A 16,815-nucleotide genomic window follows, 5' to 3' on the forward strand; every position below is an offset into this window, starting at 1 on the left:
GACGATGAATCACCTCATCCGCTGGTCCATCGACAACCGCCTGCTGGTCGTGGCGGCCTGCGTGCTGCTGCTCGTGCTGGGGGTGGAGACGGCCCGGAAGATGCCGGTGGACGTCTTTCCGGATCTCACCGCGCCCACCGTCACCGTCCTCACCGAGGCGCATGGACTGGCGCCCGAGGAGGTGGAGACGCTCGTCACCTTCCCCATCGAGACGTCGGTGAATGGAGCCACGGGCGTGCGCCGGGTGCGCTCGGCGTCCGGGGTGGGCATCTCCATCGTCTGGGTGGAGTTCGACTGGGGCACGGACATCTATACCGCGCGGCAGGTGGTGAACGAGAAGCTGCAGCTCGTCGCCTCGCAGCTGCCGCCGGACGTGCCGCCGCCCACCCTGGCGCCCATCTCCTCGGTGATGGGGGAGATCCTCTTCCTGTCCGTCTCCTGGAACGAGGACGCGCTGGCGCCGGAGGTGGCGGGGCGCGAGGCCCAGATGATGGAGGCGAGGAGCGCGGCGGACTGGGTGCTGCGCAAGCGCCTGCTGTCGGTGGCGGGCGTCTCCCAGGTGGTGCCCATTGGCGGGGCGGTGAAGCAGTACCAGGTGCTGCTGCGGCCCGAGTCGCTCCAGGCGCTCGATGTCGGCTTCGAGCAGGTGGCGCACGCGCTGCGGACGACGAACCAGAACGCCTCCGGTGGCTTCTACGTGGAGGGCGGACAGGAGTACCTGCTGCGGGCCGTGGGGCGGGCCCGGGGGTTGGAGGACGTCGCCAACACGGTCGTCACCGTGCGCGCGGGTCAGCCCATCACCGTGGGGCAGGTGGCGGACGTGAGGGTGGGCGCCAAACCCAAGCGCGGAGAAGGGAGCGCCAACGCGGAGCCCGCCGTCATCCTCGCGGTGATGAAGCAGCCGGATGCCAACACGCTGGAGCTCACCCGGCGGCTGGACTCGGTGCTCGACGACATCCAGCGCACGCTGCCCCAGGGGCTGGTCATCAACCGCCACATCTTCCGGCAGTCGGACTTCATCTCGGTGGCGGTGCACAACGTGTCCGTGGCGCTGCGCGACGGCGCCATCCTCGTGGCCGTCATCCTGCTCGTCTTCCTGATGAACCTGCGGGCGACGTTCATCTCGCTCATGGCCATTCCGCTGTCGCTGGTGGTGGCGGTGCTGGCGCTCGCGGCGTTCGGCGTCACGCTCAACACCATGACCATCGGCGGGCTGACCATCGCCATCGGGGCGCTGGTGGATGACGCCATCATCGACGTGGAGAACGTCTTCCGGCGCCTGCGGGAGAACGCCCACCTGCCCGAGGCCGAGCGCCGATCCGCCTTCGAGGTCATCTACCGGGCCTCGGTGGAGGTGCGCACCTCCATCGTCTTCGCCACCCTCATCATCGTCCTCGTCTTCGTCCCGCTCTTCTTCCTGTCGGGGCTGGAGGGACGGATGCTGGCGCCGCTGGGGCTGGCGTACATCGTGGCCATCACCGCGTCGCTGGTGGTGGCGGTGACGGTCACCCCCGCCCTGTGCGCGTACCTGCTGCCCCGGGCGCGCTCGCTGGGCACCGAGGAGGGACCGGTGCTGCGCTGGCTGAAGGCGCGCTACCAGCCGATGCTCGCGTGGGCGCTGGCGCGGCCGAGGGCCATCCTGGCGGGGGCCGGACTGGCCTTCCTGGCGACGCTCGCCATCATCCCGTTCCTCGGGCGCTCCTTCCTGCCCGAGTTCAACGAGGGGACGCTCACCCTCAACGTCGTCACCCTGCCGGGCACGTCGCTGGAGGAGTCGGACAAGCTGGGCCGGCGGGTGGAGCAGGCGCTGCTGGCCCTCCCCGAGGTGGTCTCCACCGCCCGGCGCACGGGCCGCGCGGAGCTGGACGAGCACGCCCAGGACGTCAACGCGGCGGAGCTCGACGTGGGCCTGGACCTGTCGAAGAGCGACCGGAGCAAGGAGGAGCTGCTGGAGGCGATGCGCAAGTCGCTGGCCCAGGTGCCGGGGGCGGTCATCACCATCGGCCAGCCGCTCTCCCACCGAATCGATCACATGCTCTCGGGCTCCCGGTCGGCCATCGCGCTGAAGCTCTTCGGGGATGACCTGGAGAAGCTGCGGGAGCTGGCCGAGCAGGTGAAGAAGGTGGCCGAGGGCACCCCGGGCGCGGTGGACGTCTCCATCGAGCAACAGGTGGACATCCCGGAGCTGGAGATCCGTACCGACCGGGACGCGGTGGCGCGCTACGGCCTCACCACGGGCGAGGTGGCCGAGGCGGTGGAGCGGGCCTTCGCCGGGCAGACGGTGGGCTCGGTGCTGGAGGGCCAACGGGCGGTGGACCTCGTGGTGCGCCTGGACGACGCCTCACGGGCGGACCTGGAGGCCATCGCCTCCACGCTCATCGACACGCCCGTGGGGCCGCGCATCCCGCTCAAGATGCTGGCGAGCCTCACGCGCGAGACCGGCCCCAACACCATCAGCCGCGAGGGAGTGCAGCGCAAGATGGTGGTGCAGGCCAACGTGGCGGGGAGGGATTTGTCCTCGGTGGTGGACGACCTGGAGGCCCGCGTCGCCCGCGAGGTGACGTTCCCCGAGGGGTATTACATCGTCTACGGAGGGCAGTTCGAGAGCGCCGAGGAGGCGGCCCGCGGCATCACCCTGTTGAGTGGAGGGGTGGTGGTGGGCATCTTCCTGCTGCTGGTGGTGGCCTTCGCGTCGGTGCGCAACGCGCTCCTCACCCTCATCAACCTGCCGCTGGCGCTCATCGGCGGAGTGGTGGCGGTGGCGCTCACCTCCGGCGTGGTGAGCGTGGCCTCGCTGGTCGGCTTCATCACCTTGTTCGGCATCGCCACGCGCAACGGCATCCTCATGGTGAGCCACTTCGAGCACCTGATGACGGAGGAGGGAAAGAGCCTCTCCGACGCGGTGCGCCAGGGCTCGATGGAGCGACTGGCGCCCATCCTCATGACGGCGCTGTCGGCGGGGCTCGCGCTGGTGCCGCTCGTCATCGCCGGGGGCGAGGCCGGCAATGAAATCCAGGCGCCCATGGGCGTGGTCATCCTGGGGGGCCTGCTCTCCTCCACCTTCCTCAACATGCTGGTGGTGCCGGTGCTCTTCCAGCTCTTCGGCCGGAGCGCCGAACGGCACTGAGAAAGGTTTGGTGCGACACGGAGCCCATCTATAGATTCCGGCCGCTCTCGACGTCTCGGAGCGAAAGGACAACGTGAGGACGATGAAGAAGCTTCTTGGGTGCGTAGTCGCGGTGGTCGTGGCCCTCACCGCGTTGCCCGCGTCGGCGCAGCTCGAGCTGCCCGCGCCGAGCCCCTCCGCCAAGGTGATGCAAGAGGTGGGACTGACGGAGATCTCCGTCGATTACTCCAGCCCCGCGGTCAAGGGGCGCAAGATCTGGGGCGGGCTGGTCCCCTATGACCAGGTGTGGCGGACGGGCGCCAACCTGGCCACGAAGATCACCTTCAGCCGGGATGTGACGTTCGGCGGGAAGCCGGTGCCGGCGGGCACCTATTCCATCGTCACCGTGCCCACCCAGAAGGAGTGGACAGTGGCCCTGAACAAGGAGCTGGGCCTGTTCAGCGGCAGCAAGCAGTACGACACCAAGGACGACGTCGTGCGCGTCACCGCGACGCCCACCGAGATTCCCAACCGCGAGCGCCTGACGTTCCTCTTCTCCAACACCACCGACGACCAGACGTCGCTCGACATCGAGTGGGAGAAGCTGCGCGTCTCCGTGCCGATCACCGTCGACACGGCGGCGCATGCGCAGGCCAACATCCAGTCCACGGTGAACGGCACGTGGCGCTCGCTGGCCAACGCGGCGCGCTACGTGGCCGACACGTCGAAGGACTACCCCACGGCGCTCAAGTACGCGGACAACTCGCTCGCCATCCAGTCGCACTGGTACAACAACTGGATCAAGGCCGACATCCTGGCGCGCTCGGGGAAGATCGCCGACGCCCGCAAGTTCGCCCAGACGGCCTGGGACCTGGGGCAGAAGGATCCGAACTTCTTCTTCAAGGATCAGGTCGCCAAGGCCCTGCAGGACTGGAAGGGCAAGAAGTAGTCTCAGCCGCGCGAGGCCCCTGTCACGAGCTGGCGGTAGAGGGCCTCGTAGCGGTCGATGGCCGGCCCGAGCTGGAAGCGGGCCAGGACGTTCTCGCGAGCGCGGCGGGAGAAGAGCCGCCAGCGCTCCGGGTCCCGGACGAGCTCGAGGACGTGGCCCGCCATGGCCTCCACGTCCCCCACCGGCGCGAGGTAGCCCGTCGTCCCGTGCTCGACCTGCTCCGGGATGCCGCCGATGTTGCTCGCGACCACCGGGATGCCACAGCTCAGCGCCTCGAGTGCGGCGAGACCGAAGCTCTCCTGTTCACTCGGCAGGAGGAAGACATCCGCCGCGGCGAGGATCTCCACGAAGCTCTCCTGTTTGCCCAGGAAGGCCACGCGGTCCTCGAGGCCGAGCTCCCGCACCCTGCGCTCGGCGGGTGAGCGCTCGGGGCCATCACCAATCATCACCAGCCGGCACGGGCGCCCGCGGTGGGCCTCCGCGAAGACGGACACCACGTCGCCGATGCGCTTCACCGGCCGGAAGTTCGACACGTGGATGAGCACGGGCTCGTCATCCGCGAGTCCTGGGAAGAGCTGACGCAGGTGGGCCCGGTCGCGGAGCGGAGCGTAACGCTCCGTGTCGACGAAGTTGGGGATGACCTCGATGGGGACGGTCTCCGGGAGACGGAAACCCTCCCAGGTGGCGCGCCGCAGGAACTCCGAGGGCGTGGTCACCGCGTCACTGCGCAGGATGGAGAAGCGCGTGATGGGCAGGTAGGTGGGGTCCGTGCCGACGAGCGTGGTGTCGGTGCCGTGGAGCGTCGTCACGATGCGCGGCGACAGGTCCCCCAGCACCTCGCGAGCCATCCAGGCCGCCGTGGCATGGGGCACCGCGTAGTGCACGTGCAGGATGTCCAGCCGCTCGTAGCTGGCGACCTCGATCATCTTCGAGGCCAACGCCAGCGGGTACGTCCCCGAGTGGGCGAGCGCCGGATAGTCGCTCTCCACCACCTCGTGGAAGATGACCTTCCGGGTCATCCCGTGCAGGCGCACCGGGAGATCTCTCGCGATGAAGTGGACCCGGTGGCCGCGCTCCGCCATGGCCAGACCGATCTCGGTCGCGACCATGCCGCTGCCTCCAAAGGTGGGAAAGCAGGTGATGGCCAGGTTGAGACGGTCGCTCATCGGGATTCTGGGAAGAACAGGGGCCGAGCGAAGCTATTCCGGCGGAAATGCTCCAGCGGATCGCTCAGGCCCAGGGTCTCTCGCAGGACGTAGGGCTCGCCGTGGGAGACGCCGATCCGCGCGCCGTAGAAGCGGTCGCGGGCCTCGAGCGAGGTGAGCGACAGGGGCGAGCCGACGAGCGTCTGCGGACCATCCGCCCGGGGCTCCACCTGGCTCGCATAGCAGCGGATGGCCGCCATCTTCCGCTCATGGGCCGCCGACACGTCGACGACGAAGCTCGGCTCGGCCAGGTGGCGCATGGGGTAGTAGAGGACCTGCCTCGGCGTGAAGGACGCGCTGGGGGGCTCGGTCTCGAACTTGCGCACCGAGGCGAAGAACAGCGCACGCGTCACCAGGGCGCTGGTGGCCTCGTGGTCCGGGTGGCGCTCCTGCTGCCACGGGACGAGGACGAGCTCGGGACGCAGGCGGCGGAGGACCTCGACCACGCGCGCGACGGGCGCGGTCCGCGAGCGCTCGGCCTCGGGCGCCTCGAAGCCGGCCCAGGGGTCGATCCACCCATCCGGCAGGCCGAGGTTCTCGCGGACGGAGAGGCCCAGCACCCGGGAGGCGGCCTCGGTCTCGGCGGCGCGCGACTCGGGAGTGCCTCGCGAGCTCTTCTCGCCGCGCGTCAGGTCGACGATGCCGGTGCGGTAGCCGAGGTCGACCATGCGGGCCAGGAACCCACCGCAGAAGAGCTCGACGTCGTCGGGGTGCGGCCCGAAGGCGAGGACGTCGAGACCGTAGGGCGAATCGACCGCGGTCATGGCTTCAGCTCCTTCAGGTCTCCGGAGAAGGGCACACAGGCCTCGAGGACGAGGCGCGTGAAGGCCCGGGAGCCGAGACGGCTCGCGTAGTACGGCAGCCCGTGGATGCGCTCCTGGGGCGCGCCGTCCGGGGCGAGGTAGGCGCGCAGACGGTCCACGCGCTCGACCCTCACCTGATCCCTCTGCGTGATGGCACGGCCGTACCGGGCCGTGAGGCGGGAGATGCCTCGGCGGACGGTCTTGTCGGTGCGGGAGATGGCGCGGGAGAAGGTCGGATCGATGGCGGCCATGCGCTCGCCGAGGCGGGCGAGCTCGGAGGCGAAGTCGCCCAGGAGGCGGGCCTCGATGGCCTCGGGCGACTCGAAGCCTCCCCCGGTGTCACGGGCGGCGAGGCGGGCCAGCAGCTCGTCACGCGGGGCGGCCACGTCATCCGGCGAGAGGCCGAGCGTGTCGAGCAGGCGGCGCGCGCGGTCGTCGACGATGCGGAACCGGGCGCGAGGAACGATGAGCGGCATCGGCAGGCCGGCGTGCGCATGGAGGGGCGCGAGCTGCGCGAAGTAGGCGATCTCCCCCGGCCCGCCGACGTACGCCGCTGTGGGAAGCCAGGAGTCCTGGAGGATGGGACGCAACAGGGCCGAGGTCGTGAAGCGGAGCGGCTCGCGCTCCAGCCAGGAGAGGAGCTCGGCCGTGGTCACGGAGGCGCCCTGCGGGTGGCCCACGAGGCTCCAGGTGCCAGGGGTGGAGGCGGGATCGATGCGGTAGCGCGCGCCCTCGATGCCATCGGGCGAGAAGAAGCCGAGCGGCGCGCCCGGGCGGATGTGGACCTGCTCGGAGAAGCCCGCCTCGGAGAGGGCCTGGCCCCGCTGGGCGAGCTTGCCGGCGATGGCCGCGGCCTCCTCGATGGCACGGCGGTGGAGGGGCGCGGCCAGGGGCGCGAGGCGCGGATCGCGCGGGTCGAGGAACACGAGCCCCTCGTCCGCGAAGAGGGCCGACAGCACCTCGGCGAAGGCATCCGCCAGCGTCGCCCCGGGACGGTAGGCGCGCTCGAGGAGCGCCAGGTGCTCGCTCGCGTGAGGACCGTCACCCAGCTCGGCACGGAGCGCGGCGAGCGCGGCGGTGACACCCGGGCCCAGGTGGCGGTGTGCGACCGGGACGCGCGAGGTGGCCGCGTCGGGCTGCTCCAGGGACACGCGCAGGAGCCCACCGGCGGAGCGCGGGATGAAGCAGTGATCGATCTCGGGAAGGTCGTGGTCCTCGGTCTGCAGCCAGAAGACGGGGACACAGGGCCGGCCGGTCTCCTCGGCGAGGGCGCGGGCGGCGACGATGGCCGAGGCGGCCTTGTAGACCGTGAAGAGCGGCCCGAGGAAGAGCCCGACCTGCTGGCCTGTCACCACGGCGGTCGTGCCGGAGCGGGCGAGCAGCTCCAGGTTCCGCTCGCGGGCGGGGCTCGGCGCGAGGCGCGCGTTGCGGGCCACGAGCACGTCGTGGATCGCCGGGGCGAGTGGCCGCGAGGCCGCGGCGGCGACGGCCTCGGCGCGGGCGGCCCGGTGCCGGAAGCGGTCGGGGAGGAATTCGAGCGCGCGCGGATCGCCGCGGAGCCAGGAGGCGGAGAAGGAGGAAGCCACGGGCAGGGTGATAACAAGTCCGTGGCACCGGGGCGACCGGGATGGACCCGGCTCGCACGGCCAGTCATGACCCAGGGCGTCATGGCGCGGCGGGCATAAGGAATCCTCCCATCAGCGCGGCTGCGTTCCTTGTTAGGGTCCGCCCGAATGCGGAACCTGGTCATTCTTGGAACGGCACTGGCCATGAGCCTCGGAGTCTGGTCGACGGCACTCGCGCAACCCACCCGGCAGCCCCATGCGGGGGAGCTCGCGGCGGGAATCCGGCGCCTGGGCGTGGTCGGGAGCGTGCTCTACGTGGCGGCCCACCCCGACGACGAGAACACGCGGCTGCTGGCCTTCCTGGCCGGTGGACGGGGTCTGCGCGCGGGTTATCTCTCGATGACCCGTGGGGATGGCGGACAGAACCTCATCGGGACCGAGCAGGACGAGCTGCTGGGGCTCATCCGCACGCACGAGCTGCTCGCGGCGCGGCGCATCGACGGCGCCGAGCAGCTGTTCACGCGGGCGAGGGACTTCGGCTACTCGAAGAGCGCCGACGAGACGCTGCGCATCTGGGGGCGCGACGAGGTGCTGGCGGACGTCGTGCTCGCCATCCGCCGCTTCCAGCCGGATATCATCATCACGCGCTTCACCACGAAGCCGCCGAATCACGGTCACCACACGTCCTCGGCGATCCTGGCGGAGGCGGCCTTCACGGCGGCGGCCGACCCGGCGCGCTACCCCGAGCAGCTCGGGGAGCTGAAGCCGTGGAAGGCCGACAGGCTGCTGAACAACGCCGCCACCTGGAACCTGAAGCCGGACGCGGACATGTCGGGCTACCTCGCGCTGGATGTCGGCGGCTATGACCCGCTGCTGGGACGCTCCTGGGGGGAGATCTCCGCGGAGAGCTGCAGCCAGCACAAGAGCCAGGGCTTCGGAGTGCCGGCCGAGCGCGGGACGCAATTGGAGTACTTCACGTCCCTGGCCGGGACGAAGCCGAAGTCCGACCTCTTCGAGGGACTCGAGCTCACGTGGCGGCGGTGGAGCGGCACGGAGCAGGTCGTGCGGACCATCGACGAGGCGGTGAACGGGTTCGATGCGCGCGCGCCCCACCGCAGCATCCCGGCGCTGCTGCGCGTGCACGAGGCGCTCTCGGCCCTGCCGGACAGCAACCCGTGGAAGGCGCTCAAGCTGCGCGAGACCGAGGCGCTCGTGGCCGCGTGCGCGGGCCTGTTCCTCGAGGCGCGCGCGGCGGAGGAGTCGGCCGTCCCAGGCGGAAAGGTGGCGTTGAACCTGGTGGCGCTGAACCGCTCGCCCGCCGCGCTCCGGCTGGTGGGGGTGACGCTCCCGGGCGGCGAGTCCGTGGCGGCCGGTGCCGACCTGGCCGACAACAAGCCCTTCAAGCTCTCCAGGCCGGTGGCGATTCCCGGGGACGCACGGATCTCCACGCCCTACTGGCTGCGCAAGTCCGTCTCGGGTGGCCTCTACACCGTGGACGAGCCGGACCGCGCGCTCGTGGGCAGGCCCGAGGGAGAGCCCGCCCTGACGGTGACCTTCGCCTACGAGGTCGGAGGCAAGCGCTTCACCGTGGTGAGGCCGGTGGTCCACGCGTGGACGGATCCGGTGCGCGGTGAGCTCTACCGGGCCTTCGAGATCGTCCCGGCCGTCACGGCGACGCTCGAGCGGGACGTGCTGATGTTCCCCAATGGCACGGCGCAGTCCGTCGCGGTGGTGCTGGCCGCGGGCAAGGCGGATGCGGCCGGCAAGGTGCGGCTCGAGGTGCCGAAGGGCTGGCGCGCCGAGCCCGCCGAGGTGCCGTTCCAGCTCGCCGCGCGCGGTGACGAGCGCACGGTGCGCTTCCAGGTCACCCCGCCCCAGGGCGCGAGCGAGCGGGGCCGACTGCGCGTCGTCGTCGACAGTGGCGGACGCTCCGAGTCGTGGCGAGTGCGCACCGTGACGCACGAGCACATCCCGCCGCTGGCCGTGCGCCAACCCTCCGAGGCGGCGCTGGTGCCCTTCACCCTGGCCACGAAGGTCCGGCGGCTCGGCTACATCCCCGGGCCGGGAGATCGCGTGGCCGAGAGCCTCGCGGCCGTCGGGTACGAGGTGACGCAGCTGCCCGAGGAGCGCCTCGCCTCCGAGAAGCTCGAGCGCTTCGAGGCCATCCTGGTCGGAGTGCGCGCCTTCAACGCCAACCCGCGCCTCGCGCTCCACCACGAGCGGCTCATGAAGTACGTCGAGCAGGGAGGGCGGCTGCTGGTGCAGTACAACACCAACAGCCGCGTGGGACCGCTCAACGCCTCCGTCGGGCCCTACCCCCTGGAGATCGGTCGCGATCGCGTGACGGATGAGACCGCGGCGATGACGCCCGTGGACCCCAACCACCCGCTCCTGAAGGGCCCCAACCGTCTGGTGCCCGCCGACTTCGAGGGCTGGGTCCAGGAGCGGGGCCTCTACTTCGCCTCGAAGTGGGACGAGCGTTACAAGCCCGTGTTCGCCATGAATGATGTTGGCGAGGAACCGCTGCGCGGCGGGCTTCTCGTCGCCCGTCACGGCAAGGGGACCTTCGTCTACACGGGCCTCGCCTTCTTCCGTCAGCTTCCCTCGGGCGTGCCCGGGGCCTACCGCCTGCTCGCGAACCTCCTCGCCCAATGACCGACATCTCCAACACCTCCAAGCCGCGGCCCCAGCTCGACGACGCGCCTCCCCTGCTCGGGTCCTGGCGCAACATCTACTTCTTCGTGTTGGGCTCCCTCGCCGTGTTCATCGCCCTGTTCTGGGCACTCACCCGGGCCTATTCGTGACACTGCTCGACTGGCTGGTCCTCATCGGGACGACGGCATTCATCGTGGGCTGGGGGCTCTGGCGGACGCGCGGCGAGCGCGACACCGCGAGCAGCTTCCTGCGCGGCGATCAGGATCTGCGCTGGCCCACCATCGGCCTGTCGGTCATGGCCACGCAGGCGAGCGCCATCACCTTCCTCTCCGTCCCAGGCCAGGCCTACGAGGACGGGATGCGCTTCGTGCAGTTCTACTTCGGACTGCCGCTCGCGATGGTGATCGTCAGCGCCGTCTTCGTTCCCATCTACTACCGGCTGAACGTCATCACGGCCTACGAGTACCTGGAGTCGCGCTTCGACTTGAAGACGCGTCTGCTCGGCGCGTTCCTCTTCCTCATCCAGCGCGGGCTCGCCTCCGGCATCACCATCTACGCGCCCTCCATCATCCTGTCGGCCATCTTCGGCTGGCCGCTGGAGCCGACCATCATCGTGATGGGGGGACTCGTCATCCTCTACACGGTGACGGGTGGCTCCAAGGCCGTCAGCCAGACCCAGAAGCAGCAGATGGTGGTGATGCTCGGGGGCATGGTCGTGGCCGCCCTCGTCATTGTGTGGCGGCTGCCCGAGCACGTGTCCTTCGGCCGTGCCGTGGATGTCGCCGGAGCGCTCGGCCGGATGAACGTGGTCAGCTTCGACCTCGACTTCCAGGACCGCTACAACATCTGGTCCGGCCTCACCGGCGGCCTCTTCCTGTCGCTGTCGTACTTCGGGACCGACCAGTCCCAGGTGGGCCGCTACCTGACGGGCCGCTCCATCACCGAGAGCCGCCTCGGGCTGCTGTTCAACGGCGTCCTGAAGATCCCGATGCAGTTCCTGATCCTCTTCGTCGGGCTCCTGGTCTTCGTGTTCTACCAGTTCAACACGCCGCCCCTGCTCTTCAACCAGCCCCTGCGCGCGAAGGTCCAGGCGACCGCGCAGGCGGGTGAGTTCGCGGCCCTCGAGGAGAAGTGGACCCGGGTCCAGGCCGACAAGCGCGCCGAGGCCGAGCGCTATCTGGCGGCGCGTGAAGCGGGTGATGGTTCCGCCGAGGCGAGCGCGCGCGAGCGGCTCCAGGCCGCCGCCCGCACGGCCGACACGGTCCGCAAGGAGGCCAAGGCCGTGGTGTCCCGAGCCCTGCCGGGTGTGGAGACCAAGGACTCGGACTACATCTTCATCTCGTTCGTGAAGGACTGGATGCCCAGCGGGCTCGTGGGGCTGCTCATCACCGTCATCCTCGCGGCGGCCATGAGTTCCATCGCCAGCGAGCTCAATGCCCTGGGCGCGACGACCACCGTCGACTTCTACCGGCGGATCGTCCGCCGCGACGCCTCGGACCACCACATCCTGGTGGCCTCCAAGCTGTTCACCATCTTCTGGGGCCTCGTCGCGGTCTCCTTCGCGAGCTTCGCGTCGCTGCTCGACAACCTCATCCAGGCGGTCAACATCCTGGGGTCCATCTTCTACGGGACGGTGCTGGGTCTCTTCCTCGTGGCCTTCTTCCTCAAGCACGTGCGGGGGAACGCCGTCTTCATCGCCGCGCTCATCTCGCAGACGACGGTGATCGCCCTCTTCATGTTCAGCGGCATCGGCTATCTCTGGTTCAACGTCATCGGCTGCGCGCTGGTGGTCGCCCTGGGCCTGGCCATCCAGGCCGTCATGCCCCGGGCGGCACGGGCCCCGTGATCGACAGCCTGCTCGACGTGACCGTCTTCACCCGGGTCGTGACCGCGGGGAGTCTCTCGGCCGCGGCCCGGGAGCTGGGAATGTCACTCCCCGTGGTCAGCAAGCGCCTGGCGCGTCTGGAGGATCGGCTCGGGGTACGGCTCGTGAACCGCACCACGCGCCGCCTGAACCTGACCGAGGAGGGGGCCGAGTTCCATGAGCGGTGCGTGCGCCTGCTCGGAGAGATCGATGAAGCCGAGGAGAGGGTGCGCTCCCGCAAGCGTGGGGCGAGCGGGCTGCTGAAGGTGACCGCGACCGCCGCCTTCGCCCGGCGCCAGTTGGGATGGCTGATCCCCCGCTTCCTGGAGCGCTATCCCGACATTCGCGTGCAGCTCGACGTCTCGGACACGGTGATCGACCTCGTGCAGACGGGCCATGACGTGGCCATCCGCTTTGGCACCCTGCCCGACTCCAGCCTGATCGCGAAGCGCCTCGCCCCCAACCATCGCGTCGTGTGCGGCTCACCCGGCTACTTCACCAGGCGGGGCAGACCCAAGCGCCCGGCCGACTTGAAGGACCACGCCTGCATCGCCTTCGGCAGCCCGCCCAACCAGGACTGGCAGTTCGAGGGCCGGGGTGGCGAGACGATGACGGTCCGGGTCTCGGGTCCGCTGGTGACCAACAACGGTGAGGTCGCGCACGAGTGGGCGCTCGAAGGTGGCGGGCTCGTGCTCAAGTCGCTCTGGGACGTCGGCCCGGACCTCGATGCCGGGCGGCTCGAAGTGGCGCTGCCCGGGTACAGGGTGCCGGCCGCGCCCATCCACGCCATCTACCCCCATACCCGTGGAATCGCGGCGAAGGTGAAGGTGTTCGTCGAGTTCCTCGGCGAGGAGCTGCGCGCGGCCTACCGGTCAGTGCTTCACGACGCCGAGTTGTGAAAGGAGGGTGAGGTTGTCCTCCAGGTGCCAGTTCGCGGCGATGCGGCCCTCCTTCACCGTGTAGATGTCCACGGCGTCGAACTGGATGGAATGGCCATCACCCTGGATGCCGTTGAACTGGCCGGTGAAGTGGCCCGTGAAGCGCAGGCGGCCGATGACCTGGTCGCCCACCACCCAGACCTCCTCGACCGAGACCTGGAGGTCCGGCACCGCCTTGCGGAAGGTGCGTGAGGCGACGAGCGGACCGGTCGGTCCCTGCGGGCGGCCCTCGGGCAGGTTCAGGTCCACGAAGTCCTCGGCGAGCGCCGCCCTGGCGTAGCGCTCATCCCCTGTGTTCCAGAAGGCGTAGTAGCGCCGCGCCGCCTGCAGCCGGGTCTGCGCCTGAGCGGACGTCAGGCCACGGTCGACCGTGAGCTTCTTCGGTTGGGGCAGTTCCTCGGCGGCGCGAGCCGGTGCGCCAGCGAGAACGGCGAAGCAGACAAGGGCGGACAGGAAGTGGGTCGCGATCGTCATCGTGCATCTCCCGTGATTCAGCGTGTTCGTCACGCATACCGGGATGATGCGGAAGGCGTGTGGCGCCAGCTACGGGCAGGGCGCGAAGGGATCCTTTCGACACGGGAAAGAATGGGAGCCGGCCCCCCTCACCGGCTCGCATCATTTCAGGCGCAGCGCCCTCCGGGCCGCGAGGCGCCACCCCACGCGCTCCCTTACGCCATGGACGAGCGCGTAGAAGGTGGGCAGGGCCAGCAGCGTGAAGAGCGTGGAGGTGAGCAGGCCACCCACCATCACCACGGCCAGCGGGCGTTCGACCTCGGTGCCGTGGAGCGGCAGCACCAGCAGCGGCAGCAGGCCGAGGATGGCCGTGCCCGCCGTCATCAGCTTGGGCCGCACGCGGCCGATGCTGGCCTCGCGGACGGCCTCGGGGAAGGGCTTGCCTTCCGCCATCAACCCCTTCGTCTGCGCCACCAGCACCAGGCCGTTCTGCACCGCGATGCCGAACAGGCCGATGAGGCCCACGAGGCTGGACACGTTCCACGTCTCCCCCGCCAGCAGCAGCGCGAGGATGCCGCCGACGAAGGCGTCCGGCAGCGTCGCGAGGATGACGAGCGTCTCGGCCAGCGAGCCCAGCGCCAGGTACAGCAGCAGGAAGACGGCGAGCAGCGCCACCGCGATGGCGAGCATCAGGGACTTCGCGGCCCGCTCCTGGCTCTCCACCCGGCCTCCCACGTCGAGGAAGTAGCCCGTGGGCAGCCGCAGCTCCGCCGCCAGCCGCTCGCGCACCTCCGCGGCGGTGCTCCCCAGGTCGCGTCCCACCACGCTCGCCTCGATGGCGATGCGGCGGCTCCCCGCTTCCCGGCGCACGCTGCCCGCGCCGGTCGTCTCCTCGATCGTGGCCAGCTGGCTCAGGGGAATCCGCGAGCCGTCATGCCCGTCCACCAGCAGGTTGTGGATGGCGTTGACGTCCCCCCGGCGGTGGTCCGCCAGACGCAACACCAGGTCGAACCGGCGCTGGCCCTGCCACACCTGGGAGGCCTCCTCGCCCACGAGCCCCACGCGTACCGCGCGGATGACATCGCCGGGAGTGAGGCCCACCCGGGCCACCGCGGCGCGGTTCACGTCGATGCGCAGCTGGGGCAGTCCGCTGAGCTTCTCCACGCGCAGGTCCTCCACTCCCCTCACCCGCGCCATGACGGCACGGGCCCGCTCCGAGAGCTGGGCGAGCCGCTCCAGGTCCGGGCCGAAGATGCGCACCGACACGTCGGCGGGGCTGCCGCCCAGGCCCTCGTCGATGCGCATTCCCAGGGGCGTGGTGAAGAGGACGGACACACCGGGCACCTTCGCCACGGCCTCGCGCATGTCCGCCTCCAGGGCCTCCAGGTCGCGCCGCCGGTCCTTCTTCAACACCACCAGCACGTCCGAGACGGTGTGCGGCATGGGGTCCTCGGTGCGCTCGGCCCTGCCCGTGCGGCGCACCACGTCCTCCACCTCGGGGAACTCGCGCAGCTCGTCCTCCACGCGGTGGTTGAGCCGATCCACCTCCTCCAACGAGGCCTCCGGTGGCAGCATCGTCTGGAGGAGCAGCGCGCCCTCGTCCAGCCTGGGCATGAAGTCGCTGCCCACCGCGAAGGCGAGCCCCAGCGCGGGCAGTGTGATGGCGAGCGCCACCACGCGCACGAGTCCGGCCCTGCGCATGCAGGCATCGAGCAGCACGGCGTAGCGGACCTTCACCACGCGGATGAGCCACACGTCCTCCTCCGACTGGCCGTCCTTCCGGGGCCGGAGGAGCAACGCCGAGGCCACCGGCACCAGCGTGAGGGCGAGAAGCAGCGAGGCGGCGAGACACGCCACCACCGCCGCCGCGAGCGGCTGGTACATGCGCCCCTCGATGCCCGACATGGCGAACAGCGGGATGAAGACGGAGACGACGATGAGGGTGGCGAAGGTGATGGGCCGGGCCACCTCGCGCGCCGCCTTCAGCGCCTGGGCCTTGTGGTTGCCCGGGTCACCTCCGGCGCGGAGCCGGTGGACGATGTTCTCCGTGACGATGATGGCCGCGTCCACCAGCAGGCCCACCGCGATGGCCAGGCCCCCGAGCGTCATGGTGTTGATGCCGACGCCCGTGGCCTTCAGGAACAGTCCCGCGAGCGCCAGGGACAGCGGCAGGGTGAGGGTGACGATGGCCGCGGCGCGCAGGTCTCCCAGGAGGGCGAAGAGGACGAGCACCACCAGGAAGGCCCCGAGGAGGATGGCGCGGCCGACGCCTCCCAGCGCGGAGGACACCAGCTCCGACTGGTCATACACGGGGCGCAGGTGGACGCCCGGTGGAAGACCCGCCCGCACCTCGTCGAGGGCCTGGCGCACGCCCTCCGCCACCTTCAGGGTGTCCGAGCCGAACTGCTTGATGACGCGGCAGCTCACCACCTCGCCCTCGAGCCGGTGGGCCATGCCCCGGCGGATGGCGGGCGCCTCCCGCACATCGGCCACGTCCCCGAGCAGCACGGGTGTCCCCCCGCGCAGGGCCACCACCGTGCCGCGCAGATCCTCCAGCGTCTTCGCCCTCCCCATCGCCCGCACCGTCCACTCCACGGGCCCCCGCACCACGAAGCCCCCGGAGGCGTCGAGGTTGGCGCCCTCCAGCGCGTGCTGCACCTCGTCGAGGGAGATGCCCCGGGCGGCCATCTGCTCCGGATCGAGCTGCACCTGGTACTGGCGCAGGTAGCCTCCCAGCCGCTCCACGCCCGCCACGCCGGGCACGGCGAGCAGCCGGTTCTTCACCTCGAACTCGGCCAGGTCGCGCAGCGTCATCAGGTCCGCCGCCCCCTGCTCGGCCTCGAGGGTGAACTCGAAGATCTCATTGAGCCGGCCGGTGAGACTGGAGATGAGCGGCGCATCCGTCCCGGGAGGCAGCTCACTGGTGGCCGCGGCCACGCGCTCCGCGACGAACTGACGGCTGCGGAAGTAGTCCGCGTCCGGCTCGAACTCCACCGTCACCTGGGTGACGCCCAGCTGCGAGGTGGAGCGGACGCGGCGCACGTCGGGCAGGCCCGCGAGCGCCACCTCCATCGGAATGGCCACGGCCGTCTCGAGCTCCTCCGCGCCCATGGCCGGGTTCTGCACGATGACGTTGAAGAGGGGGGCGGACAGGTCGGGGAAGACGTCGCGGCGCAGGCCCTCGAAGGCCACCGCGCCGAAAGCGGAGAGCGCCAGGGCCAGCACCACGGTGAGGCCGGGGCGCGCGAAGGACGCCTTGAGAATGCGTGAAATCACG

Annotated in this window: 11 protein-coding genes; 6 read left to right on the forward strand and 5 right to left on the reverse strand. The window is 70.3% G+C overall.

What is annotated here, in order from left to right; all coding sequences use genetic code 11:
* Window positions 1–4: 4 nt before the first annotated feature.
* Window positions 5–3,127, forward strand: coding sequence for an efflux RND transporter permease subunit (locus tag JRI60_RS37235; RefSeq protein WP_204220667.1), 3,123 nt, complete (start codon window positions 5–7; stop codon window positions 3,125–3,127).
* 82 nt (window positions 3,128–3,209) lie between these two features.
* Complete coding sequence (locus tag JRI60_RS37240) at window positions 3,210–4,055, forward strand: DUF2911 domain-containing protein (protein ID WP_204220668.1); 846 nt, start codon at window positions 3,210–3,212, stop codon at window positions 4,053–4,055.
* 2 nt (window positions 4,056–4,057) lie between these two features.
* Here JRI60_RS37240 and bshA read toward each other — a convergent pair whose 3' ends face one another.
* From bshA to bshC, 3 genes are read right to left on the reverse strand one after another with little or no spacing between them, the layout of a single operon-like run.
* Window positions 4,058–5,221, reverse strand: coding sequence for an N-acetyl-alpha-D-glucosaminyl L-malate synthase BshA (gene bshA, locus JRI60_RS37245; RefSeq protein WP_204220669.1), 1,164 nt, complete (start codon window positions 5,219–5,221; stop codon window positions 4,058–4,060).
* Window positions 5,218–6,024 (reverse strand): bacillithiol biosynthesis deacetylase BshB1, encoded by an 807-nt coding sequence (gene bshB1, locus JRI60_RS37250; RefSeq protein WP_204220670.1) that lies wholly within the window; start codon window positions 6,022–6,024, stop codon window positions 5,218–5,220. The genes bshA and bshB1 overlap by 4 nt, the downstream gene beginning before the upstream one ends.
* On the reverse strand, window positions 6,021–7,649 hold the full coding sequence (gene bshC / locus JRI60_RS37255; protein WP_204220671.1) for a bacillithiol biosynthesis cysteine-adding enzyme BshC: 1,629 nt from the start codon (window positions 7,647–7,649) through the stop codon (window positions 6,021–6,023). Before bshC ends, bshB1 begins: the two co-directional genes overlap by 4 nt.
* A gap of 147 nt (window positions 7,650–7,796) precedes the next feature.
* On the opposite strand from bshC, the gene JRI60_RS37260 reads away from it, so the two are divergent.
* From JRI60_RS37260 to JRI60_RS37275, 4 genes are read left to right on the forward strand one after another with little or no spacing between them, the layout of a single operon-like run.
* Window positions 7,797–10,283 carry a PIG-L family deacetylase gene (locus tag JRI60_RS37260; protein ID WP_204220672.1) on the forward strand — a complete coding sequence of 829 codons (2,487 nt, stop codon included), beginning with the start codon at window positions 7,797–7,799 and terminating at the stop codon, window positions 10,281–10,283.
* Window positions 10,280–10,432 (forward strand): hypothetical protein, encoded by a 153-nt coding sequence (locus tag JRI60_RS37265; RefSeq protein ID WP_204220673.1) that lies wholly within the window; start codon window positions 10,280–10,282, stop codon window positions 10,430–10,432. The genes JRI60_RS37260 and JRI60_RS37265 overlap by 4 nt, the downstream gene beginning before the upstream one ends.
* Window positions 10,429–12,129 carry a sodium:solute symporter gene (locus JRI60_RS37270; protein ID WP_204220674.1) on the forward strand — a complete coding sequence of 567 codons (1,701 nt, stop codon included), beginning with the start codon at window positions 10,429–10,431 and terminating at the stop codon, window positions 12,127–12,129. Before JRI60_RS37265 ends, JRI60_RS37270 begins: the two co-directional genes overlap by 4 nt.
* Window positions 12,126–13,046, forward strand: coding sequence for a LysR family transcriptional regulator (locus JRI60_RS37275; RefSeq protein WP_204220675.1), 921 nt, complete (start codon window positions 12,126–12,128; stop codon window positions 13,044–13,046). The genes JRI60_RS37270 and JRI60_RS37275 overlap by 4 nt, the downstream gene beginning before the upstream one ends.
* On the opposite strand, the gene JRI60_RS37280 is transcribed toward JRI60_RS37275, so the two are convergent.
* Complete coding sequence (locus JRI60_RS37280) at window positions 13,020–13,559, reverse strand: ester cyclase (protein ID WP_204220676.1); 540 nt, start codon at window positions 13,557–13,559, stop codon at window positions 13,020–13,022. The genes JRI60_RS37275 and JRI60_RS37280 overlap by 27 nt on opposite strands.
* Window positions 13,560–13,700: 141 nt before the next feature.
* Window positions 13,701–16,814: an efflux RND transporter permease subunit gene (locus JRI60_RS37285; RefSeq protein ID WP_239469938.1), complete on the reverse strand. Its 3,114-nt coding sequence runs from the start codon at window positions 16,812–16,814 to the stop codon at window positions 13,701–13,703.
* Between the last annotated feature and the right edge of the window lies 1 nt (window position 16,815).

The sequence above is a fragment of the Archangium violaceum genome, assembly GCF_016887565.1.
In the GTDB taxonomy this organism is placed as follows: domain Bacteria; phylum Myxococcota; class Myxococcia; order Myxococcales; family Myxococcaceae; genus Archangium; species Archangium violaceum_B.